The organism is Candidatus Rokuibacteriota bacterium (assembly GCA_030647435.1).
GTDB lineage: Bacteria > Methylomirabilota > Methylomirabilia > Rokubacteriales > CSP1-6 > AR37.
The window spans coordinates 23,406-45,444 of record JAUSJX010000106.1; the positions used below are offsets into that span (position 1 = coordinate 23,406).

Genomic DNA, 22,039 nt, shown 5'->3' on the forward strand with positions numbered 1-22,039 from the left:
CGCGCCGTGCTCAGCGGCAGAGAGCCGAGACGAGCGCGAATGCGACACCCGTCAGCGGGAAGGCGAGAATCGCCCCCCAGGATGAGCCACGCCCGCACGTGGGCGAAGTTGAGCGTCGCGCCGAAGCCGGAAGCTTCGGCACCCACAGGCGCGGATCCTTCGCGTTGCTGTAGATGAACCCGTTCCAGCCCTCGAGGCCCCCGAGCTGTCCCGTGCGTTCGAGTCGGCGATGCACCGACTTGAGAGACCACACCGACCAGACGATGGCGCCCAGGAGGATCGCCGTCCCGAGGCCGAGCGCCCGTCCCTGGCCGAAGTCGGGGAGCCAGGTCTGCGGGACAACCAGCAGGGACATGAACACGGAGATCGCGAGGCTCACGACTCGAGTCAGCCCGGCGCTGGCGTCGAGGATGGCCCGCGCGGCCTCGGGCGACGCGTCGAATCCCGTCGCGAGACGCTGACGGGCCACGCACGTCCGCGCCACCACCTCGAGAAACACGGCGAGCGCCAGTCCCATCATGAGCGTCAGCGCCCACACCGTTCTCAGCGGGCCCGTCGCCGGCCCCTGACGCCCGCCGCCCAGGAAAACGACGCGCCGCCGGCCGCGAGAATGACGAACGACCACCAGCGGAGACCGGGCAGCGACCCTTCGGAGGGGCCGGGCACAGCGAGGTCGGGCTGGCGGGTCGGTGTCATCGCGACGGATGCCTGCGCGGCATGCCTCAGGCTGGCACGCTAGCAGGGCGGGCCGGAGGTCGCGAGCCGCCGGCACACGGCCTGAAGCTCGGCCGTGCGGCCGGTCTGCTTGTAGTAGAAGGCAAGTATCACCAGGGCCCGCCGGGCCAGGTCGCGATCACCCGACGCTTCGGCCTCGCGGACTGCTCCCTGGAGGATCCGGTCCGCCTCCGCGGTGCGACCCGCCCGCTGCGCCGTCCCGGCCGCGTCCCAGGCTTCCTCGACCGCCTTGCGAGCGGCGGCCGCCCGGTGCTGGGGCAGCATCCGCGCTTCCAGCGCCGCCGCGTCAGCCGGGCGCCCGGCGGCACGCAGCAGTTGCACGCACCGGACGAGCGCCTCGTCACGCGCCTCCGTGGCCCGCGGGCCGGCCTTGTCGAAGAGGGGGCGGGCTACAGCGAGTGGAAGTAGCCCGACATCCTCTTGCGCATTGCCTCGTCCGGCGGGGGGCCGGCGGCGGCGTTGACGTTGTCGACGACATGCGCCGGATTGCGCGTGGCCGGAATGACGCAGGTGACGGCCGGCTGCGCGAGGATCCACTTGAGGAAGAACTGCGCCCAGCTCGCGCAGCCGATCTCCCTCGCCCACTCGGGCACGGGCTTCCCCTTCACCCGCCGGAACATCGCGCCTTCGGCGAACGGGCGGTTGACGATCACGGCGGTGCCGCTGTCGGCGGCGGCCCGGAGCAGCCGCCGCTCCGCCTCCGGCTCGGCGAGCGAGTAGTTGACCTGGATGCAATCGATGTCTCCCCGCTTGAGGAATCTCTCCAGCTCCGCGTGGGCTGAGGCGTGGTAGTGGGTGACGCCGGCGTAGCGGACCCGGCCGGATGCCTTCCAGTCGGAGAGCGTCGCCCAGTGCGTGTCCGCGTCGACGAGGTTGTGCACCTGCATCAGGTCGAGGCGCTCGACGCGCAGCTTCCGCATCGAGTCCTCCATCTGGCGGATGCCCGCCTGCCTCCCGCTGGTCCACACCTTGGTCGCGACGAACAGCTTCGCCCGGACGCCCAGCTCGGACGCGAGCTGCCCGGTCACCGATTCGGACGATCCGTACATCGGGGAGCTGTCGACCACACGGGCGCCCAGGCCGACGAAGGCTTTGAGCGTGTCCCTCGCCTGGGCCATCGCGGCGGGATCGCCGGCGACGTCGAACACCTGCCAGGTGCCCAGGCCGATCGCGGGAATCGATTCGCCCGTCTTTGGAATGCGCCGCTCGAGGACACCATCACCGCTCGATTCAGCGGGCATCAGCATGGCTCCCAGGGCAACGGCACCGGTCTTGAGAAAGGCGCGCCGGGTGGCGTCTGGGCCGGTCACGAAGGCCATCGTAGGTGATCGGCAGAGCCCGCGCAACGCGCCGCTTCACTTGCGACCTTCTCCCGCCTCGCGCAGGTCACGCCAGCATGACTGCCCGGGCCTCCGCCCAGTTCTCAAGCCGGTCCTCCTTGCCGTTCCATCCGCCGTTCATCTTGAAGCTGATCTGGTTGAAGCCGGCCTGGTCGCCCGCATCGGCGATCGAGTTGAGGCCGTGGCTTTGCCAGAACCAGCACGCCGACAGGGCGGCGTGGCGCGGTTGGGCGACAGGCGAAGGCGCACTGATGACGGACGGCTCGGTGATTGCCCGGGAATAGGCGACGTAGTTGTCATGAAACGTGAGCTGGATCAGGCCGCGCCCGCGATACTTCCAGCCGTCGCCGCTGGCTTCGGCGCCGTTGCCGTAGCGGCCGGCATAGACGACGTTGGCGATCCGCTCGGGCTGGCGGTGATACTGCTGCGCGATTGCGTCGGTCGTGAACTTCCCGGGCCAGGTTTTCCGCAGTCCCGCCCATGAGTAGTTCAGGTTCTCTTCGGTGTGACGGAAATCGCCTGACTCGTGAGCGAGCTGCGCGATGAACGCGGCGATCCGGTTGGGCGTGTTGATCTCGAACCGGGTCATGCCCTCGTTCAGGAAGTCGACGTACATGACGAGGTCCTCGTAGCGGGCCATCGGCACCGTCATATCCAGCTGATCGATCGTGATGAGGCTCATTGCACATTCCTCCTTGGAGAAGCCAGGCCGGGAGAGAAGAGGGTCAGCCTGCCCCTCGGCGCGGCGGTGAAATCAGGAGAGAGGAAGAGGGCGAAGGCGCCGATCGAGTCGCGGGCTCGACGTCAGTGGCGCGCTGCGGCGATGAACGGCGCGTAGCCGCGCGCTATGAGCTCGCGAAGCTTCGACTGGGCGTCCGAGTGAGTCGCGAAGGGCCCCACGCGCACCCGCGCCAGCGCCCCCGCCGGATGCCCCGGCGCGCTCGTGAGCGGATCATTCGAGGCCGCCATGCCTTGGCGGCGAAGCCCTTCAGCCAGCTGCACCGCGGCCCCCACCGTCCTGAACGCTCCCACCTGGATCCAGTAGTGGCTCGCGACCACCCGGCTCGCGCCCTTGGGCGCTGCCTGGACGGGGATCGCGGGCTCGGGCGCGCTCACGCGGATGACTTCGACCCTCGGGGCCGCGATCTCGACGGGGCGCGCCGCCAGTTGAACCTCCTGGCGGACGACCGGCGGCGCGATCACCGCCGGTACAACCACTGCCGGGGGTGACGCGGGCTTGGTGGGCTGGGGGGCCGGTGCCACTGCCGGCGCCACCGTCGGAGCTGGCGCGACCTTCGGTACTTGAGCCACTGGCGCCACTTGAGCCACTGGCGCCACTTGCGCCACAGGCGCCGCTAGCGCCGCCGCGGCGACAGCCGGCCGCGGGACCTCGGGCGTATCGCCCTGCATTCTAGCAACCAGTTCCGAATACGACGAGCTGCTGAGTATCCGGTTGAACTGCGCCCGGTAGTTCGCGATGAGGCTCATCCCGTCGACGACCACGTCCCGGACCATCCAGCGCCCGCCCCGTCGGACCATGAAGTAGTCGACGTCGAGATCGCTTCCGTTGCGGGTGAGCAGGCTGGTTGCCACGGCGGCCGAGTCGCCGGTGATGGATTCTTCGAGGTAGCGGATCTGCATGCCGCCGCTCACGTTCGCCTTCGTGCCGACGAAGGCGATGTAGCCGCGCTCGAGGAAATCGGCAAAGAGCCGGACGAACTCCGCCTGCTGGGACGGGGTCCTCGACTGCCACGCGGGGCCGAGGGCCCGCGCGGCGGCGTCCCGGTAGTCGAAGATCTCGTTGACGAGCGCGCGGATGGCCTGTCGCGGCGCCTCTGTCCCTCGCTCCGCGTCGGCGGATCGCAGGATCGCGTTCGCGCCCCCGAAGAAGGTCTCCAGCACTTCTTTCGGCGACGCCCCCCAGGCAGACTGGGCGATTGCGATCTCCAGCGCCACAGCGAGAGCCAGCACCATGGACTTGCGGTGGGTCATACCGTGTAAGCATAGGCTCCCGCCGCGAGTTTTCTGTCATCTTTTCTGGCTCAGGATGACGGCCGGCGGCGCCCACTTGCCGATCGCGGGCATCCCCGCTACTCTCGGGGTCCCATGCGCCATGTCCGCCTCGGCCGCACCGGTCTCCGGGTCTCCCGCCTCTGTCTCGGCACGATGACGTTCGGGCTGCAGTGCGACGAGGCGGCCTCGGCTGCCATCCTCGACCGCGCGGCCGCGGGCGGGATCACCTTCCTCGACGCGGCGGACGTCTATCCGCTGGGCGGCACCTTCGATACTGTGGGCCGCACCGAGGAGATCCTGGGGCGGTGGCTCGCGAGCCGGCGCCACGACTTCGTGGTCGCCACCAAGTGCGCCGGCGCTTTGAGCGCGAAGCCCTGGGACCGCGGCGCCTCCCGCAAGCACATCCTCGACGCCATCGAGGGCTCGCTGCGCCGCCTCCGCACCGACTACGTCGACCTCTACCAGATCCATCACCCCGACCCCGAGACGCCGATGGACGAGACCTTGCGCGCGCTCGACGACGTGGTGCGGGCGGGCAAGGCGCGCCATGTCGGCTGCTCGAACTACCCCGCGTGGCAGGTGGCGAGGGCGCTCGGCAGGAGCGAGGCGCAGGGGCTGGCGCGCTTCGACTCGGTCCAGCCGCGCTACAACCTGCTCTTCCGCCAGATCGAGCGCGAGCTGCTGCCGCTCTGCGGGGTCGAGGGCATCGGCGTCATCCCGTACAACCCGCTGGCGGGAGGCTTCCTCTCGGGCAAGCACCGCAGGGAGACGGGCCCGACGGCGGGCACCCGCTTCACGCTCGGTACCGCGGCCGGGCGCTACCAGGAGCGCTACTGGCACGAGCGGGAGTTCGCCACTGTGGAAGAGCTGCGCCCGCTGGCGGCCGCGGCCGGGATGTCCATGGCGCAGATGGCGGTCGCGTGGGTCCTGGCGCATCCGGCCGTCACGGCCCCCATCATCGGGGCAAGCCGGCCCGAGCAGCTCGACGACGTGCTGGCCGCCGCAGACAAGGGGCTGGCCGCCGACCTCAAGGCGCGGCTCGACGAGATGACGCGCGAATACCGCTACGGCGACGACCCCCGGTGATTGTGGCGCGCGTGGCGCTTCTCGACGACTACCAGGGCGTGGCGCTCAGCATGGCCGACTGGAAGAGCTTGCCGACAGGCACGGAGGTCGTGGTCTTCAAGGACCATCTCGCCGACGAGGACGCGCTCGCGGCGCGGCTGGCCGATTTCGACATCATCATGGCCCTGCGCGAGCGGACGCCGTTCCCGCGATCGCTGCTCGAGCGCCTGCCGAAGCTCAAGCTCCTCATCACCGCGGGCATGCGGAACGCCTCCATCGACATGAAGGCGGCGGCCGACCGCGGCGTCCTCGTCTGCGGCACGGCCGGGCTGCCGTACCCGACGGCGGAGCTGGCGTGGGGCTTGATCCTCTCGCTCGCCCGGCGCATCCCCGCCGAGGACCGCGCGACGCGCGAGGGGCGCTGGCAGACGAGCGTCGGGCTCGGCTTGAACGGCAAGACGCTCGGGGTCCTCGGGCTCGGGACGCTGGGCTCGCGCGCGGCGCGGGTAGGGCGCGCGTTCGAGATGGAAGTGCTCGCGTGGAGCCAGAACCTCACGGCCGAGCGCGCCGCCGAGGTGGGGGCGAGCCTCACGACAAAAGACGAGCTGCTCGCGCGCTCGGACTTCGTCTCGATCCACCTGGTCCTGGGCGAGCGCACCCGCGGGCTCATCGGCGCGCGCGAGCTGGGTCTCATGAAGCGGAGCGCGTACCTCGTCAACACCTCGCGGGGCCCCATCGTGGAGGAGGCCGCGGTGATCCGCGCGCTCCAGGACGGCACGATCGCCGGCGCCGGGCTCGATGTCTTCGACGAGGAGCCGCTGCCGCCCGACCATCCGTTCCGGCGGCTCCCCAACACCGCGATCACGCCTCATCTCGGCTATGTCACCGAGGAGACCTACCGGGTCTTCTACGGCCAGGCCCTCGAAGATATCAAGGCATACCTCGGCGGCACGCCGCTCCGGGTGCTGCGCCCCTAGTACCGGCCCGGCGCGTCACCGAATTCGGATGGTGGACCCGGGGCGCTCCACAGTGACAGAGCGCCTCTCGACCGAGTCGCTCTAGCGGCGCTGTCGACCGCGGCGCTTCCGGTGCCGGCGGCGGAGCCACCATGCGGCCACCGCGACGACGACGACTCCGAGCACGAGGCCGGCACGGCCGACCCACTTCTCCGCGATCGGCCAGGCCGCGCCGAGGAAGTAGCCAAGGAAGACGCACGCGACGGTCCAGAGGATCGCGCCGGCCACGTTGTAGGCCAGGAAACGGCCGTACGGCATCCGCGCCGAGCCCGCCACGAATGGCGCCAGCGCCCGCAGGAAGCCGATGAAGCGGCCGATGAGCACCGCCTTGCCGCCGTGGCGCTTGAAGAACGCGTCCACGGCTTCGATGCGGTCCCGGTGGAACCCCAGCCGCGCCCCCCGCCGCAGGAGCCACGGGCGCCCAAGGCGCCGACCCAGCTCGTAGCCGATGGAGTCGCCGACCACGGCGCCGGCGGACACGACTGCGATCAGCGTGGGTAGCTCGAAGAGACCCGCCGAAGCGAGAACCCCGGAGACGATCACAAGGCTCTCCCCGGGCACGAGCAGGCCGAGGAAGGCGGACGACTCCAGCGCGGCGCCGAGGAAGACGACCACGTAGCCCCACGAGCCGATGCTCCAGACGAAATCGATGAGCCAGTCGAGCATTGTGATATGAATATCTTTATCAGGAAGGCCGTCCTCATCGCCACCACAAACGCCGCCCAATTTCGGGAGCCCGGGCCGCCCGCGCCGACTTGCCGACCGTCGGCATCCCCGCTACTCTCATGGTCGGAGGTCACGCCCTGATGAAAATCGCCAAGCTCGAATCGCTCCACGCCGACGCGGGAACGCGCAACTTCGACTTCCTCAAGCTCACGACCGACACGGGGCTCGTGGGCTGGAGCGAGTACAACGAGACCTTCGGCGGCCCCGGCCTCTCGGCGGTGATCGAGCGCCTGGCGCCCGCCGTCATCGGCAAGGACCCTCGCGCCTGGGAGGCGCACGTCACCCACATGTACGCCGTCCGGCGCCAGTCGTCCGGCGGCGTGGTCCAGCAGGCTATCGCCGCCATTGAGAACGCGATGCTCGACGTCAAGGCGCGCGCCCTCGGCATCCCCGTGTACGAGATGCTGGGCGGGCCCGTGCGCGACCGCATCCGCCTCTACTGGTCTCACTGCGGGACGTACCGGGTCAGGGCCCACAAGGAAATGCAGATCCCGCCGGTGCGGTCGCTCGACGACATCGTGAAGCTGGGCAAGGAAGTGGTCGCCAAGGGCTATACGGCGCTCAAGACCAACGTGCTGCTCTTCGGTGACAACCCGCGCAACTACGCCCCGGGCTTCGCCCGCGCGGCCGAGGGGTTCCCCGAGCTGAACCCCGACCGCTACGTGATCAAGGGCATCCAGGACCAGTTGGCCGCCTTCCGCGAGGGCGCGGGGCCGAACATGGACATCATGGTGGACCTCAACTTCAACTACAAGACGGAAGGCTTCGTGAAGATGGCGCGCGCGATGGAGCCCTTCGATCTCCTGTGGATGGAGCTCGACACGCGGGACCCGAAGGCGCTCCAGTACATCCGCAGCCGCGCGCCCATGCCCGTCGCCTCGTGCGAGAGCCTGTTCGGGCGGCGGGACTACCGGCCGTACTTCGAGAACTACTCCGTGGACGTGGCGATCATCGACACGCCCTGGAACGGGGTGGGGGAGTCGGTCAAGATCGCCAACATGGCGGACACGTACGAGATCAACATCGCCCCGCACAACTTCTACGGGCCGCTCGCGACGATGATGAGCGCGCACTTCTGCGCGGTCGTCCCCAACCTGCGCATCATGGAGACCGATCCCGACACGGTGCCCTGGCACGACGACCTCGTGACCGTGAAACCCGCCATCAAGGACGGCCACATGAGTCTGCCGACTGGTCCTGGCTGGGGCACCGAGATCAACGAGGCGACCGTGCGGGCCCATCCGCCCCGCCAGCGGTGATCGTTCCCCGGGCGCTGATCCTCTCCGCCGTCCTCGCCTCGGCCCTCCTGCCCGCGCGGGCGCCCTGGGCAGCCGGCCCCACGCCGGCCCCCGTTTCAGCCAGAGAGCGCCCGGCCGAGATCGTCGCCGCGCTCAAGGAATACCGGGCGAGCCTCGAGACCCTCCTGCCGCTGCGGGAGCGGGAGCTCGCGGGGGCGAACAAGCTGCGCGCCCAGCGGCGGGAGTTCCTCGAGCGCGGCATCGTCTCGCGCAAGGAGTTCGAGGAGACCGAGGCGGCTGTCGCACGAGCGGAGGAGAGGCTCGAAGAGACCCGGCGCGCCATCGCCGCCGCCGACCAGGCGATGGCCGAGGCGACGACGGCGCGCGCACTGGCGGGTCTCCCGCCGCTGGGCCCGGGAGGCTACGAGCAGAGCGCGGACCTGATCCGCTACAACGGCCCGGCCGCCTGGTCATTGACTGCGGACACCCCCAGGCTTCGGCGGTTCTTCGCGGCCCGCTTCGGCCGGCCGCTCCCCGTGAGCTCCTACGGCCAGACGCCGCTGCACGACCGCATGGGCCTTGACCACAGGGATGCGCTCGACGTCGCCGTGCACCCGGACAGCCCGGAGGGGCGGACACTTAGGGACTACCTGCGCGCGGCCGGTATCCCCTTCATCGCCTCCTGGGGCGCCGTGCCGGGCTCCGCGTCTGGCGCGCACATCCACGTCGGGCAGCCGTCGCCGCGGATCTCGGTCACGCGATGACGGCGGGGGCCGGCGCGGTTGCGCCTCGTCCCGCAAAGGTGCTACGGTGCCTCCGTCTTCCACTTGGCTGTCGTGAAGGGAGTACCGGATGGTCCGCTGTGAACGGCCTGCCCGAGTAAGCGGCATCTCCATGCGACGGCTGCTGACCTCGACCGCCCTCGCGTTGCTGCTGGCGGTCCCCTCATTGGCGGCCGCGCAGGAGGACACGCTCGCGAAGATCAAGCGGACGAGCGCCATCACCATTGGCTACACCGAGACGTCGGCGCCGTTTTCCTCCGTGGGCCCCAGCGGCACGCCGCAGGGGTACTCGATCGATCTCTGCCTGCGCATCGCCGACAGCATCAAAAAGGACCTCTCGCTGTCGCAACTCGACGTCAAGTGGGCCAAGGTGACCGCGGAGAATCGCATCGCTTCCGTCGCCAACGGCGCTGTGGACATCGAGTGCGGCACGACGACGAAGACGCTCTCCCGCATGGCGCAGGTGGACTTCACGCTGCTGACCTTCCTCGACGGCGGCAGCCTGCTCGTGACGACCGCCTCCGGCATCGGCAAGCTCACGGACCTGCCCGGCAAGCGCGTGGCGGTCATCCCGACCACGACGACCGAGCGGGCCATCCGCGATGTCGTCAGGAAGCTCTCGCTCCAGAACGTGACGCTTCTGTCCGTGAAGGACCATGCGGAGGGGCTCGCCGCCCTCGACGCGGGCAAGATCGACGCCTACGCCTCGGACCGGGCGCTCCTGGTCGGGCTGGTCGCCGGCTCGAAGGACCGGGCCAAGCTGAGGGTCATCGAGGACTTTATCTCGTACGAGCCCTACGCGTTCATGGTCCGCCGGGGCGACGCGAACTTCCAGCTGGCGGTCAACCGCACGCTGACCCGGCTCTACCGCAGCGCCGAGGTCGTGCCGATCTACGAGAAGTGGTTCGGGCCGTTCCCCGAGGGCGGCAGCCTGATCGCGGCGCTGTACGTGCTGAACAGCGTGCCCGAGTAAGCGCGGGGCCGCCGTGCGCGTCGTCTGGGCCGCGTGGGTGCAGGGGCTGCTGGGCCTGGCGAAGGCGGCACTGTTTATCACGCTGGCCGTCGTCATCGTCCAGCAGGTCTACTTCGGGCCCAACCGCCTCGCCGCGGCGCGCACCGACGTCATCAACCGCTTCGAACAGGAGCGCAAATCGCGCGTCATCGCGCTGATCCACCGGCAGGAGACGGTCAGCGTCTTTGGCGTCCCGGTCTCGAGCAACATCACCATCGAAGACTCCGAGGCCGTGCTGCGCGCCATCAGGCTCACGCCGGACGCCCAGCCCATCGACGTCATCCTGCACACTCCCGGCGGCCAGGTCCTGGCCGCCGAGCAGATCGCCAAGGCGCTCTCGGAGCGCAAGGCGAAGGTGACGGTCTTCGTGCCCCACTACGCCATGAGCGGCGGCACCATCATCGCGCTCGCGGCGGACCTGATCGTCATGGACGCCAACGCGGTGCTCGGGCCCGTGGACCCGCAGATCGGCGACATGCCGGCCGCCTCGATCGTGCGCATGGTCGAGATCAAAGGCCCGGCCAACGTCAGCGACCAGATGCTGGTGCTGGCCGACGTGGCGCAGAAGGCGCGCATCCAGGTCGCGTACTTCGTGTCGCAGATCCTCCTGCGCAAGCGCTACCCGCAGAAGAAGGCGATCGAGATCGCGACGATCCTCTCCGAGGGACGATGGACGCACGACTTCCCGATCCTGGTGGTCAACGCGAAGCAGCTCGGGCTGCCCGTCTCCACGGACATGCCGCGCACGGTCTACGACCTGATGGATCTCTACCCCCAGGGCGCCAAGGGCCGGCCGTCGGTGCTCTACGTCCCGGTCAGGCGCGGCTTCGGCGGGTCGGACCTGTTCCCGTCGCTGCCGGGCCTCATGCCGTAGCCCGGTGAGGCCGCTCATAACGTCAGCGCAGGCCAACATCGACGGCACGCGCACCGAGTACTTCGACGTCGAGTGCTCGGAGCCCGCGTTGCTGACGCTCCTCCGGGAGATGTTCGAGGCGCACTGGCGGGACGTGATCTTCGGCCCCTGCATCGAGGGCGCCGTGTTCGAGGGGCGCTTCGGCGAGAAGCCCATGATCTCGCTCCTCGACGGCTACGCGACGGTGCAGGTGGGCGGCAGCGAGTCCTGGCACTTCCACCTGTGCATCGGCCCTCACCGCGGAAGCTCGAGCCTGCCAACACCTCCCGAGCTTGCCGAGTGGCGCCGGTGCGCGCGGGCGGCCTTCTTCCGCAACCTCGACCGCGGCGGCCGCGCGAGCTCCTGGGGCTTCCGGATGTGGAACGGGCGGGGCGAGCAGATGCTGACGGTCTTCTTCCCCAACCCGTGGATCGATCCCGCCCGCCAGCGCTACGTCGCCGAGCCGGCCTGGTCGCGGCTCGAGCTCTGGATGACGCTGCGGGAGCGGTTCACTGGGATACCCGGCGAGCCGCCCCCGGCCCACGCCGAGCCTCCGGTGACCCATTGAACGCGGCGCGCGGCGTCGCGAAGAAGTCACTGGGGCTTACATCACGTGAGCTTTGGATCCTCCGCGGGCTCAAGACCCCGGGCGGCGTGCAGGACCTGCTCGACTCCATGCCGTACCACCTCGCGGACACGGCGTGGTCCCCGCGCCGCGTGCTGCGCGAGCGCACGGCGCACTGCCTCGAGGGCGCCATCTTCGCGGCCGCGGCGCTCCGGGTGCTGGGCTACCCGCCGCTGCTCCTTGATTTCGAATCCGTCCCGGACGACACCGACCACGTCATCGCCGTCTTCAGCCAGCACGGCCGCTGGGGCGCCGTCGCCAAGTCGAACTACTCGGGGCTGCGCTACCGCGAGCCCGTGTACCGGAGTCTCCGGGAGCTGGCGATGAGCTACTTCGAGGGCTACGTCGACCTGCGGGGGAGGCGGACGCTCCGCACGTTCTCGCGCCCGGTCAACCTCGCGCGATTCGACAGGGCGCACGCGGGCTGGATGACGTCGGAGGCCGCGCTGTGGTGGATCCCCGAGCACCTGGTCGACATCCCGCACACGCGGTTGCTGACGCCGGCCATGGCGCGCGGTCTCACGCGCGCGGACCGCCGCTCGCTGGTGGCCGCGCTCGTCGGCCGCCGCACTCGCTGAGGCCGCCTCGCCGCGACGCTCTCACGCCTCGTACTCCTGGACCACGTCGAGGCGGACGTCGTCCCCATCGAAGACGAGCGTGATCAGGTTCGGCCGGCAGCACACGGTACAGTCCTCGGTGAAGGTCTGGCGTCTGGCGCCGCTCGGGTCCGCGAGGACCTCGTTGTCCTCGCCGCAGAACGCGCAACTGTATGTCACGTTCCCATTCTACGCGTTATGATGCCGGCCAGGAGGGACTCCCGATCATGGACGAGCAGGTTATCCAGACGGCTAGCGGGCTCGAGTACGTCGAGATCGCCGAAGGCACGGGGGCACGGCCCAAGCAGGGCGACACGGTCAGCGTGCACTACACGGGGTGGCTCAAGAGTGGCCAGAAGTTCGACAGCTCGGTGGACCGCGGCGAGCCGTTCGCCTTCCCGGTCGGCAAGGGTCGCGTGATCAAGGGCTGGGACGAGGGCGTGGGCACGATGAAGGCGGGCGGCAAGCGCAAGCTCATCATCCCCGCGCACCTGGGCTACGGCGAGCGCGGCGCGGGCGGCGTCATCCCGCCCGGCGCCACGCTCATCTTCGAAGTCGAGCTGCTAGGAGTCCAGCCCGCCTAAAGGATAGCGGTGTGGATGGTGCCACCCTCGAAGAGGAGGGCCGCGCCGCGGCCTGCCGGCACGCGGAACTCGAAGAGTTGGCCCACGCCCGCATTGCCCCGGAGCGTGCCCTCGACCTTGGCCGCTTGGGCGACGATTCCTTCCACCTGCGCGCGGAGCTTCGGCTCGAGCGTGTCGGGCGTCGGCGGACGCCGGTAGGCCTCGACGGCGTGCGCGCGCAGGAGCTTGGGCCACTCGCGCCCGAAGAGCGACGGGGCGTGGAAGAGGTCGAGGCCCAGGAGCGAGGTCCCCGCGAACACGGCGGCGCCGTGGGCGGGGGCCGGGGCGCGAGAGGTCAGCCCGCGCTCGATCTCGCTCAGGTGCGCCCGGACCTTGCCGTCCTCGTAGATGGCCTGGTAGCTGCCGGTGGGCGAGGCGGGCACCTCCGCCGCGCGGGCCGACTTGGCCACGCTGTCCCAGACGCGGGCCTGGTCCGGGCGCTCCAGAAGCTTCGAGCGCAGCCCGGGCTGGGCGAAGCTGCCCTTGCTCTCGAAGTCCTTACGGCCTTCGTTCCAGCGCCCCTGCTCGACGCAGAAGACGCCGATCGCGCGCGGGCCACTCCACGGCGGCAGCAGGATGTCCTCGCGCAGCACGCGGTTTTGCTTGCCGCCGATCAGGATCTCGCCGGCCAGGAGCAGGACGTGTGTCTTGCCGCGGTTCTCGACGACGAGCTCGGGCACCGTCGCCTGGTCGCGCTCGGTGATCAGGAGCGCGCCTGATTTGCGCGCCTCGTCCAGCGTGGCGACCTCGAGCGCGGGCGCCTGTTCCTTGGCGTTGAGCCAGAAGACCAGGAGGCCGCCGTGGGCCGCGGCCTGGCCCACGCGCACCGCGCCGATCCAGCGCTGGAAGTCCGGGCTGACCTGGCCGCCGAGCGCGGGCCGCTCGACGTCGACCGGCTCGCCGAGCACCCTCAGCCGGCCCTCCGCCCAGGCCAGCGCCGGGGCCGTCATGGCTCCGAGCGCGCCCGCACCACATCCAAGCAGGAACTGCCGACGGTTCTTGTCCATGTTCCCTCCTCGCCCGGTCAAGCCGGGCATTTACCCGCTTAGACCGGGCGGGGAGGGGAAAGTTCCGGTGGCGCGCCCTACTTCTTCGCGGCGGCTTGCCTCCAGGGCCTCTCTCCGGTAGGGTCGGCCTCCATGTCCATGCGCACTCTCTTCCTCAAGGCCGATGAGCTGGGAGTCCGGCGTGGGGCGGAGGTGATCCGCGCGGGTGGGCTCGTCGCCTTCCCGACCGAGACGGTCTACGGGCTCGGCGCCGACGCGCTTTCCGACTCCGCGGTCGCGCGCATCTTCGAAGCCAAGGAGCGGCCGCGGGGCAACCCGCTGATCGTCCACCTGGCGGACGCGGCCGCGCTCGAGAGCGTGGCCGCGCGCGTCCCGCCGCGCGCGCGGGATGCCGCCGCGCGCTTCTGGCCCGGGCCCCTGACCCTCGTCCTGCCGCGCGCCAGCGCGGTGCCGCTCATCACCACCGGCGGCCTCGACACCGTGGCCGCGCGCGTGCCGTCCCACCCCGTGGCGCTTGCGCTGATCGAGGCGAGCGGGCGCCCCATCGCCGCGCCCTCGGCCAACCGCTCGGGGCGGCCGAGTCCGACTCGCGCCGAGCATGTGCGGGCAGACCTCGACGGCCGCATCGAGCTGATCCTGGACGGCGGGCCGACTCCGGTCGGCGTGGAATCCACCGTCCTCGACATGACCACTGAGCCGCCCATGCTGCTGAGACCCGGCGGCGTGACGCTGGAGCAGCTGCGGGACTGCCTCGGCGAGGTGGCCGTGCTCACGGGCGACGACGAGGAGGCCGCGGGGCGCTCACCCGGGCTCCGCTACCGCCACTATGCCCCCCGCGCCCAGGTCATCATCGTCGAGCGCGGAGCGGGGGAGGTGGCAGTTGCGCCGTGGCTGGTGGCCGGCAGGCCCGTGGCCCTGATGGCCCAGCGCCCCGTCTCCCTCGATCGCCCGGGGCTCCTCGTGAGGACCATGCCGGGCGACCTCGGGGCCTATGCCCGTGATCTCTTCGCGGTCCTCCGGGAGCTCGACGCCGCCGGGGTGGAGGGCATCTTCGTCGAGGCCGTCTCCGAGGACGGCATGGGGCGGACCATCATGGACAGGCTGCGCCGGGCGGCCTCTTGACGCACGACGCCCGCTCATCGTTTATACTGCGACCGAGGCGCCGGGGCCGTACGCATCCGGAGCCCAAGGAGGGGGAAACCCCATGAAGCGATTCCTCGTACTCACGTGCCTTGTGGTCGTCGCGCTCGCTCCGGTATTGCTCGTCACCGACGCGTGGGCCCGGGCCGGCAGCGGCAGCTCGGGCGGCAGCCGGGGATCGCGCAGCTATTCGTCTCCCGCGCGTCCTTCGCAGAGCCCCGCGACTCCAAGTCAGCCCTCCTCTCCGCCCTCGTCGGTCCAGCAGCCCCAGCGTTCGGGGTGGGGCGCGGGCCTCATGGGCGGCCTCGCGGGCTTCGCGCTCGGCGGGCTTCTCGGCAGCATGCTCTTCGGCGGCGGCATGGGCGGCGGCATCGGCCTCATGGAGATCCTGCTGATCGGCGGTGGTATCTTCCTCCTCTTCAGGATGATGCGGAGCCGCCAGGCCGCGCCCGCCTCCGGCCAGGGCTATGGCGGAGGTCAACCGCAGGCCCAGCCACAACCCCAGCCCCAGCCATACCAGACGTCGTACCAGGCGCAGGCCGTGGACACTGGCCCGAGGGACCTCGATCGCGGCGTGAGCTACATCCGCCAGATGGACGCGGGTTTCGACCCCGCGCGCTTCGGCGACACCGCCTCGGATGTCTTCTTCCGCGTGCAGGCGGCGTGGATGGCGCGTGACATCAGCCAGGCGTCGGCCTCGATCACCCCCGAGATGGCCGACATACTCCAGAAGGACTGCGACCGTCTCCGCGGCCAGGGACGGATCAACCGGCTCGACAACATCGCGGTGCGCTCCGTCACCGTCACCGAGGCCTGGCAGGAGAGCGGCCAGGACTACGTCACGGCCCACTTCCTGGCGAGCCTTCTCGACTACACGGTCGACGAGCACTCCGGGCAGGTTGTGGAGGGCAGCCGCACCGAGCCCGTGAAGTTCGAGGAGTTCTGGACGTTCGTGCGGCCCGTCGGGCCCAATGCCTGGAGGCTTTCCGCCATCCAGCAGGCCTAGCTCGCGCCTATTGCAGAGATCGTGAAGCCCCGGCCGAATCATCGGCCGGGGCTTCGCTGTCCGCCTTCGAGGAGAGTGTCGCGATGACCGATGACGCGTCGCCTATCAGCCGCTTCCCCGTGCCCGCGCCCGAGACGCTTCCGGAAGACATCCGAAAGGTGGTCGAGGCCAACGCCGCCAAGGCGGGCTTCACGCCCAACGTGTTTCTGGCCTACGGCTACAAGCCGGAGCACTTCCGCGCCTTCTTCCACTACTACGACGTGCTGATGAAGGGCCCTTCGGGGCTCTCGCGCGCCGAGCGCGAGATGATCGTGCTGGCGGTGAGTCGCGTCAACAACTGCACCTACTGCACCGTGGCCCACGGCGCGGCGCTCCGCATCCTCAGCAAGAACCCCGTCCTCGCCGACCAGATCAGCGCCAATTACCGCGCGGCCGATGTCACGCCGCGCCAGCGCGCCATGCTCGACTTCGCGGTCAAGGTGACGGAGCGGTCGGGGGAGATCGAGCAGGCGGACTTCGAGCGCCTGCGCGAGCACGGCTTCACCGACTCGGACATCTGGGACATCGGCGCCGTCGCGGCCTTCTTCAACCTGTCCAACCGCATGGCCAATCTGGCCGACATGAAGCCCAACCGCGAGTTCTACACCATGGGGCGCGGCTAGCGCATGCGCCTCGCCGTGCCGCCGTCCCTCAGCGGCCGCGCCGACCAGGTGATCCGATGACCATCCGTTTCCCTCTCCCCTCTGGGGAGCGGGCCGCAGTTCGAGCAGAGACGCTCGCTTCGAGCGGTGAGGCGAGGGCTGAGAAGGTGAGGGGCTGATCCGATGGCCGACATTCTCCGCATCGCCAACTGCAGCGGGTTCTACGGCGACCGGCTGTCGGCCGCGCGGGAGATGGTCGAGGGCGGGCCCATCGACGTGCTGACGGGCGACTACCTGGCCGAGCTGACCATGGCGATCCTCTACAAGAGCCGCGCGAAGAAGCCGGAGACGGGCTACGCGACGACCTTCGTGACCCAGATGGAGCAGGTGCTGGGCGCCTGCCTCGCCAAGGGGATCAAGGTCGTGGCGAACGCGGGCGGGCTCAACCCCGCGGGCTGCGCCGCGGCGGTGCAGGCCGTCGCGGACAAGCAGGGGCTCAAGCCGAAGATCGCCTACGTCACCGGCGACGACGTGCTGGACAAGCTCGACGAGTGGCAGCGGGCGGGCCACGCGCTGGCGCACCTCGACCGAGGCCGTCCGTTAAATGATCTGCGCGCGCCCGTCGTCACCGCCAACGCCTACCTCGGCGGCTGGGGCATCGCCCTAGCGCTGGCCCAGGGCGCCGACGTCGTCATCACCGGCCGCGTTACGGATGCCGCGCTGGCGCTCGGCCCCGCGGCGTGGAGGTTCGGCTGGAAGCGCGACGACTGGGACCGCCTCGCGGCGGGCGTCGTCTGCGGGCACATCCTGGAATGCGGCGCCCAGTGCTGCGGCGGCAACTACTCCTTCTTCCAGGAAGTGCCGACGTACACGAAGATCGGCTTCCCCGTGGCGGAGATGGAGGCCTCCGGCGAGTTCGTCGTCACCAAGCACCCAGGCACGGGCGGCCTCGTCTCCGTCGGCACCATCACGGCCCAGCTCCTCTACGAGATCGGCGGGCCGCGCTATCTCAACCCCGACGTGACCGCGCGCTTCGACTCGATTCGTCTCGCCCAGGACGGACCCGATCGCGTGCGCGTGAGGAGCGTGAAGGGCGAGCCGCCGCCGCCCGACACGAAGCTCTGTCTCAACTACTTCGGCGGCTACCGGAACACCATGACCTTCGTGCTGACGGGGCTCGATATCCCCGAGAAGGCCAAGCTCATCGAGGACACCTTCTGGGGCATGGTGGGCGGGCGCGAGCGCTTCGCGGAAGTCGCGGTCTCCCTGCGGCGCTCGGACCAGGAGGACCCCGAGTCGAACGAGTCGGCGCAGGCCCTGCTCAAGATCACCGTGAAGGATCCCGACGGCGCCAAGGTGGGGCGCGCCTGGTCGAACCGCGCGATCGAGATGGCGCTCGCGCACTACCCCGGCTTCCACATGACCTCGCCGCCGACCGAAGAGACGGCCTACGCCGTGTACTGGCCGGCGCTGGTGCCGTCGCGGATGATCGAGCAGGTGGTGCACGTGGGTGGGCGCGCGATCGCCATTCCGCCAACGATGAGCGAGGGCCGAGACATGGCCTCCGCACTTCCCCAATCCGCGGCTGTTCCGCCGCCGCCGGGCGCCAAGACGGTCCGGGCGCCGCTCGGGCGGGTTGTGGGAGCGCGCTCGGGAGACAAGGGCGGCAACGCCAATGTCGGCGTCTGGGCGCGCACTCCCGAGGCGTATGCGTGGCTCTGCTGGTTCCTGACCGCCGAGCGGCTCAGCCAGCTCCTGCCCGAGGCGCGCGGCCTCGAGGTCGAGCGCTACCTCCTGCCCAATCTCCATGCGGTCAACTTCGTGATCCAGCGTCTGCTCGGTGAGGGGGTGTCGGCCTCGACGCGGAGCGATCCCCAGGCCAAGAGCCTGGGCGAGTACCTGCGCGCCAAGGTCGTGGACGTCCCGGAAACGCTCCTCGGTTGAAGCTCATCTCCTGGAACGTCAACGGTATCCGCGCGGCCTGGAAGAAGGGGCTGCCCGAGTTCGTCGCCGCTTCGAGCCCCGACGTGCTCTGCGTCCAGGAGACCAAGATCCAGGAGGACCAGATCACGCCGGAGATGAAGGACCTAAGCGGCTATCGATCCTACTGGAGCGTGGCGGAGAAGAAGGGCTATAGCGGCGTGGCGACCTACAGCAAGCCCGAGCCGCTCGCGGTCGCCACGGCCTTCGGCTCGCCGGTCCTCGACGCCGAGGGGCGAATCGTCCACGCCGAGTATCCCGACTTCCACCTCTTCAATGTCTATTTCCCCAACAGCGGCATGGGCCCGGAGCGCCTCGCCCACAAGCTCGCCTTCTACGACGAGTTCCTGGCCCTCACCGAGCGCCTCCGTTCCGCGGGCAAGGGCATCATCGTGTGCGGCGACGTCAACACCGCGCACACCGAGATCGACCTTGCGCGCCCCAAGGAGAACGAGAAGAGCCCGGGCTTCATGCTGATCGAGCGGGAGTGGGTGTCGAAGCTCGTCGTCCACGGTTACCACGACACCTTCCGGATCTTCGTGAGCGAGCCGGGCCACTACACCTGGTGGGACATGCGACGGGTAGGCGCGCGAGCCCGCAACGTCGGCTGGCGCATCGACTACTTCTTCGTCTCCGAAGAGCTGCGCGGCAGGGTCAAGGCCGCCGGGATCCTGCCCCACGTCCAGGGCTCGGACCACTGCCCGATCACGCTGGAGCTCGCGTGACCCCGCTTACGGCTTGACGATCAGGTCGATCTCGACGAGGGCGCTCAGCGCCAGGCCTGTGACGCCGACGCAGGTGCGAGCGGGCAGGCGCCCGGGCGTGAAGTACGTCACGTAGACCCCGTTCATCGCCGCGTAGTCCTGGAAGTCGACAAGGTAGACCCGCGCGAAGACGGCGCGGTCGAGGCTCGTGCCCGCGCCCGTGAGCACGGCTTGGAGATTTTTCATCACCTGATGCGTCTGCTCGACGATGCCGCCCGGCACGAGCCTGTCGCCGGTCTTGGGATCCGACGGCATCTGGCCCGTGACGAAGAGGTAGTCGCCCGCGCGGACGGCGTGGCTGTAGGGCGCCGTAGGCGGCGGCGGCGGCGCGCCCGGCACCATCAGGAACTCGAGGTCCATGGCCCGGGAGTCTAGCACCGTCCGGTCATGTACGACTCGGGCGGGCCGGACGGGACGCGTTTCGTGGCCCTGGTGCGTCCGCACTAGAAAAAGGGGCGGAATGACGGATGGTCAAAACTCCACCTTCCCGGCGAGAATGAGGAGACGCTGGGACTCCAGACCAAGGAGGTGTCGCTATGAGCCTGCACCACGATCTCTTGGCCGAGCTCGAGCTGACGATGGTTCCCTCGCTGAGGATCCGCCCGGCGCGGGGCATGTATGTGCCCGCGAGCGAGCTGGCGAAGGCGGCCACCCGAAGCGGGTCATGCCGCCGGCGCTTCTGGTGCGGGATCAAGAAGCAGGAGGTGGAGGTCGAGTTCGAGACGAAGCGATTTCTCGGGTTCCCGCGCCTCGTCGGCGTGAAGCGCTGCAGCGTGTTCGACGAGCCGGAGAAAGCGGCCTGTGGTCGCCACTGCCTGGACTCGAAGTTCCGCCGGCAGTGGCCGTTCGCCCTGCCCACGGCTGACCATCGGCGCCCGCTCGGGGGCTAGCCGGCGCGGCGGCTACGCCGGATCCAGCCCCACGATCTCGTTGAACCGTCCGAAGCCGATGTAGAGCGTCGTGTGGGCGACCAGCTCGATGATCTCGGCCTCCGAGAAGTGCTGGCGCATCTCCGACCAGAGCGTGTCGTCGACTTTCTGGTGGTCGACGGCGAGCTTCTCGGCGAATCGGATGGCGGCCCGCTCCCGCGGGCTCAGGAGATCCGAGCTCTCGTCGTTGATCGCGGCGATCTTCGCTTCTGTCGCCCCCGCATGCCGTGCCCCGGCATAGCGCAGGGTGAGTCAGTATCGGCAGGCGTTGAGGCCGGCGATCTTGATCCGCACCAGCTCGCGGAGCACCGGATCGATCGCGCCCTCGCGCCCGAGCGCGGCGCGGAATGCGCCGAGCGCCTTGAAGACGGCCGGATTCTTCGCGTAGGTTCGCGTGCTCGCCGAGGTGCCGGTCTGGCGCTCGGCCTCCTCGCAGGCGTGCCGGATCTCGTCGTCGACCTCATGGATGTTCAGCGGCTCGATCCTCGCCATCGTCGCCTCCTCATGGACTGCACGTAGATGATCGCCCAGCGCGGGCGGCCGAATGGCCGACCACCTGGCGCGCACCATGATGCCCCAGCATGACCGGCAACGCCAGGTGTGCTACGCTTCCCGCGCTTGCCGGGCGACCGGATATCCCACAACGCGAGGTGCGACAGTGCGACCGAACAAGATCAAGCAGATGTGGCGCGACGGGCGATGGGTCACCATGGGCTGGCTCTCGGTGTCCCATGGGTTCACCGCCGAGGTGATGGCCCGCCAGGGTTTCGACGCCCTGGTCGTGGACATGCAGCACGGGACCACCGACATGAGCGATCTCTGGCCGATGCTGCAGGCGATCTCGCAGACCGACACGGTGCCGGTGGTGCGGGTGGCGTGGAACGACCCGGCGACCATCATGAAATCGCTGGACCTCGGCGCGTACGGCATCCTCGTGCCGCTGATCAATACCGCCGAGGACGCGGCGAAGGCGGTGGCCGCGTGCCGCTATCCGCCGGTGGGCATGCGCTCGTCCGGGCCGGTGCGCGCCGTGCACTACGGCGGCGCCGACTACGTGGCCAAGGCGAACGACGAGATCGTCGTGATGGCGATGGTGGAGACGAAGGAAGGGCTCGCCAACCTGGACGCCATCTGCGCCACGCCCGGGCTCGACGCCGTCTACATCGGTCCCGCCGACCTATCGTTCGCGCTGGGCTTGCCGCCCGGCCCCGACAAGACCGACCCGGTGCACATGGCCGCGTGTGACAAGATCCGCGATACGGCGCACAAGCACGGCATCAAGGCGTGCATGCACTGCGCGAGCGCGGCCTTCGCGGCCGGCGCGGTGAAGCGCGGCTTCGACCTCGTCATGCTCACGTCGGATCTGGCGTCGATGATCGCCGGGGTCCGCCGCCAGCTCGATGAGCTCAAGGCTCTGGTGTGAGCGGAGGCAACACCCGTTCTCAGTCATGACCCGCCGAGCCTGAAGGGCTTCCCCAGGGGTCTGCGGTGTCAGCGCGCGGCTCAGCTCGATCCCAAGCTGGGCGACAGCGAGCGAATCGACAGCGTGATCAGGGAGCTGGGCGGATAGGCTCGCCGCCGTCGCCCGCCCCGGGTGTCGAACCGGGCCGTTTCGGGGGTAGGGGCGGTTCGGAATCGTAAAGCTTTCCGTCAATCGCACAGTCATCCGAGTGTTCGACTCCAGCCGAACTCCCCACCGGCCCCCCTGCCGCTGTCCTGATGCCGGCAGGGGGGCGGAACGTCTCGCGTAATCAACCAGTTGGCTGATGCCCCCCCCTGGGCTTTTTTTGCCGTCGCAAACGGCCCTGGGTCAGTTGGGGATCTTTACATGTCGGCCGGGAGCGGTTTGCGCAGGTAGACGTATCGTACGGTCTCTAAAGTGTTTTCTTAATCTGGCACCCCTTGTGCT

The 22,039-nt window shown here is 69.6% G+C and carries 25 protein-coding genes and 1 pseudogene; 16 read left to right on the forward strand and 10 right to left on the reverse strand.

The genetic code is table 11. The features are described 5' to 3' along the window. Positions 1-10: 10 nt before the first annotated feature. The 5 genes from Q7W02_18625 to Q7W02_18645 form a co-directional block, all read right to left on the reverse strand. Positions 11-625, reverse strand: coding sequence for a hypothetical protein (locus Q7W02_18625; GenBank protein ID MDO8478174.1), 615 nt, complete (start codon positions 623-625; stop codon positions 11-13). A 110-nt stretch (positions 626-735) separates the two neighbouring features. Continuing rightward, positions 736-1,056, reverse strand: a complete 321-nt coding sequence (locus tag Q7W02_18630; GenBank protein MDO8478175.1) for a hypothetical protein — start codon at positions 1,054-1,056, stop codon at positions 736-738. Positions 1,057-1,124: 68 nt separating this feature from the next. Further along, positions 1,125-2,045 carry an aldo/keto reductase gene (locus Q7W02_18635; protein MDO8478176.1) on the reverse strand — a complete coding sequence of 307 codons (921 nt, stop codon included), beginning with the start codon at positions 2,043-2,045 and terminating at the stop codon, positions 1,125-1,127. 76 nt (positions 2,046-2,121) lie between these two features. After that, positions 2,122-2,727: a glycoside hydrolase family 19 protein gene (locus tag Q7W02_18640; protein ID MDO8478177.1), complete on the reverse strand. Its 606-nt coding sequence runs from the start codon at positions 2,725-2,727 to the stop codon at positions 2,122-2,124. Positions 2,728-2,879: 152 nt separating this feature from the next. Then, positions 2,880-4,067 carry an ABC transporter substrate-binding protein gene (locus Q7W02_18645; GenBank protein MDO8478178.1) on the reverse strand — a complete coding sequence of 396 codons (1,188 nt, stop codon included), beginning with the start codon at positions 4,065-4,067 and terminating at the stop codon, positions 2,880-2,882. A gap of 114 nt (positions 4,068-4,181) precedes the next feature. Between Q7W02_18645 and Q7W02_18650 the strand changes: the two genes are divergently transcribed. Both Q7W02_18650 and Q7W02_18655 read left to right on the forward strand, forming a co-directional pair. Beyond that, positions 4,182-5,174, forward strand: a complete 993-nt coding sequence (locus tag Q7W02_18650; protein MDO8478179.1) for an aldo/keto reductase — start codon at positions 4,182-4,184, stop codon at positions 5,172-5,174. 50 nt (positions 5,175-5,224) lie between these two features. Then, positions 5,225-6,130: a D-2-hydroxyacid dehydrogenase family protein gene (locus Q7W02_18655; GenBank protein MDO8478180.1), complete on the forward strand. Its 906-nt coding sequence runs from the start codon at positions 5,225-5,227 to the stop codon at positions 6,128-6,130. A gap of 81 nt (positions 6,131-6,211) precedes the next feature. Here the strand turns inward: Q7W02_18655 and Q7W02_18660 are convergent, their stop codons facing one another. Continuing rightward, entirely contained in the window at positions 6,212-6,835 is a 624-nt protein-coding gene (locus Q7W02_18660) for a DedA family protein (protein ID MDO8478181.1), read from the reverse strand. Positions 6,836-6,975: 140 nt separating this feature from the next. On the opposite strand from Q7W02_18660, the gene Q7W02_18665 reads away from it, so the two are divergent. From Q7W02_18665 to Q7W02_18690, 6 genes are all read left to right on the forward strand, one after another. After that, positions 6,976-8,154 carry a mandelate racemase/muconate lactonizing enzyme family protein gene (locus Q7W02_18665; protein ID MDO8478182.1) on the forward strand — a complete coding sequence of 393 codons (1,179 nt, stop codon included), beginning with the start codon at positions 6,976-6,978 and terminating at the stop codon, positions 8,152-8,154. After that, entirely contained in the window at positions 8,151-8,897 is a 747-nt protein-coding gene (locus Q7W02_18670) for a hypothetical protein (GenBank protein ID MDO8478183.1), read from the forward strand. Before Q7W02_18665 ends, Q7W02_18670 begins: the two co-directional genes overlap by 4 nt. Positions 8,898-9,027: 130 nt before the next feature. Next, entirely contained in the window at positions 9,028-9,888 is an 861-nt protein-coding gene (locus Q7W02_18675; GenBank protein MDO8478184.1) for an amino acid ABC transporter substrate-binding protein, read from the forward strand. A gap of 13 nt (positions 9,889-9,901) precedes the next feature. Beyond that, a complete protein-coding gene (locus Q7W02_18680) occupies positions 9,902-10,801 on the forward strand; it encodes an ATP-dependent Clp protease proteolytic subunit (protein MDO8478185.1) in 900 nt (299 codons plus the stop codon). Positions 10,802-10,805: 4 nt separating this feature from the next. Then, on the forward strand, positions 10,806-11,387 hold the full coding sequence (locus Q7W02_18685) for a hypothetical protein (protein ID MDO8478186.1): 582 nt from the start codon (positions 10,806-10,808) through the stop codon (positions 11,385-11,387). Then, positions 11,384-12,022 carry a hypothetical protein gene (locus Q7W02_18690; GenBank protein MDO8478187.1) on the forward strand — a complete coding sequence of 213 codons (639 nt, stop codon included), beginning with the start codon at positions 11,384-11,386 and terminating at the stop codon, positions 12,020-12,022. The genes Q7W02_18685 and Q7W02_18690 overlap by 4 nt, the downstream gene beginning before the upstream one ends. Before the next feature lie 21 nt (positions 12,023-12,043). On the opposite strand, the gene Q7W02_18695 is transcribed toward Q7W02_18690, so the two are convergent. Next, on the reverse strand, positions 12,044-12,220 hold the full coding sequence (locus Q7W02_18695; protein MDO8478188.1) for a CPXCG motif-containing cysteine-rich protein: 177 nt from the start codon (positions 12,218-12,220) through the stop codon (positions 12,044-12,046). Between the two features lie 53 nt (positions 12,221-12,273). Between Q7W02_18695 and Q7W02_18700 the strand changes: the two are divergent. After that, positions 12,274-12,624, forward strand: a pseudogene (locus tag Q7W02_18700) (FKBP-type peptidyl-prolyl cis-trans isomerase). Here the strand turns inward: Q7W02_18700 and Q7W02_18705 are convergent. Further along, positions 12,621-13,670, reverse strand: coding sequence for a hypothetical protein (locus tag Q7W02_18705; protein ID MDO8478189.1), 1,050 nt, complete (start codon positions 13,668-13,670; stop codon positions 12,621-12,623). The pseudogene Q7W02_18700 and the gene Q7W02_18705 overlap by 4 nt on opposite strands. Positions 13,671-13,802: 132 nt before the next feature. Here Q7W02_18705 and Q7W02_18710 point away from each other — a divergent pair, with 132 nt between their 5' ends. The 5 genes from Q7W02_18710 to Q7W02_18730 all read left to right on the forward strand — a co-directional run bounded on the left by Q7W02_18710 (position 13,803) and on the right by Q7W02_18730 (position 19,162). Next, on the forward strand, positions 13,803-14,792 hold the full coding sequence (locus Q7W02_18710) for an L-threonylcarbamoyladenylate synthase (GenBank protein ID MDO8478190.1): 990 nt from the start codon (positions 13,803-13,805) through the stop codon (positions 14,790-14,792). An 82-nt stretch (positions 14,793-14,874) separates the two neighbouring features. Then, entirely contained in the window at positions 14,875-15,816 is a 942-nt protein-coding gene (locus Q7W02_18715; GenBank protein MDO8478191.1) for a Tim44 domain-containing protein, read from the forward strand. An 83-nt stretch (positions 15,817-15,899) separates the two neighbouring features. Then, on the forward strand, positions 15,900-16,478 hold the full coding sequence (locus Q7W02_18720) for a peroxidase-related enzyme (GenBank protein ID MDO8478192.1): 579 nt from the start codon (positions 15,900-15,902) through the stop codon (positions 16,476-16,478). Positions 16,479-16,640: 162 nt separating this feature from the next. Next, entirely contained in the window at positions 16,641-18,401 is a 1,761-nt protein-coding gene (locus Q7W02_18725; GenBank protein MDO8478193.1) for an acyclic terpene utilization AtuA family protein, read from the forward strand. Beyond that, positions 18,398-19,162, forward strand: a complete 765-nt coding sequence (locus tag Q7W02_18730) for an exodeoxyribonuclease III (GenBank protein ID MDO8478194.1) — start codon at positions 18,398-18,400, stop codon at positions 19,160-19,162. Before Q7W02_18725 ends, Q7W02_18730 begins: the two co-directional genes overlap by 4 nt. 6 nt (positions 19,163-19,168) lie before the next feature. Here Q7W02_18730 and Q7W02_18735 read toward each other — a convergent pair whose 3' ends face one another. Then, positions 19,169-19,561, reverse strand: a complete 393-nt coding sequence (locus Q7W02_18735) for a RidA family protein (protein ID MDO8478195.1) — start codon at positions 19,559-19,561, stop codon at positions 19,169-19,171. Positions 19,562-19,737: 176 nt separating this feature from the next. Between Q7W02_18735 and Q7W02_18740 the strand changes: the two genes are divergently transcribed. Continuing rightward, a complete protein-coding gene (locus tag Q7W02_18740; protein ID MDO8478196.1) occupies positions 19,738-20,091 on the forward strand; it encodes an ESPR-type extended signal peptide-containing protein in 354 nt (117 codons plus the stop codon). Between the two features lie 291 nt (positions 20,092-20,382). Here Q7W02_18740 and Q7W02_18745 read toward each other — a convergent pair whose 3' ends face one another. After that, the gene (locus Q7W02_18745; GenBank protein ID MDO8478197.1) at positions 20,383-20,622 is read right to left on the reverse strand and encodes a carboxymuconolactone decarboxylase family protein; all 240 of its coding nucleotides are present in this window, start codon (positions 20,620-20,622) and stop codon (positions 20,383-20,385) included. Between the two features lie 52 nt (positions 20,623-20,674). On the opposite strand from Q7W02_18745, the gene Q7W02_18750 reads away from it, so the two are divergent. Continuing rightward, positions 20,675-21,553: an aldolase/citrate lyase family protein gene (locus tag Q7W02_18750; GenBank protein ID MDO8478198.1), complete on the forward strand. Its 879-nt coding sequence runs from the start codon at positions 20,675-20,677 to the stop codon at positions 21,551-21,553. The last annotated feature ends 486 nt before the right edge of the window (positions 21,554-22,039 follow it).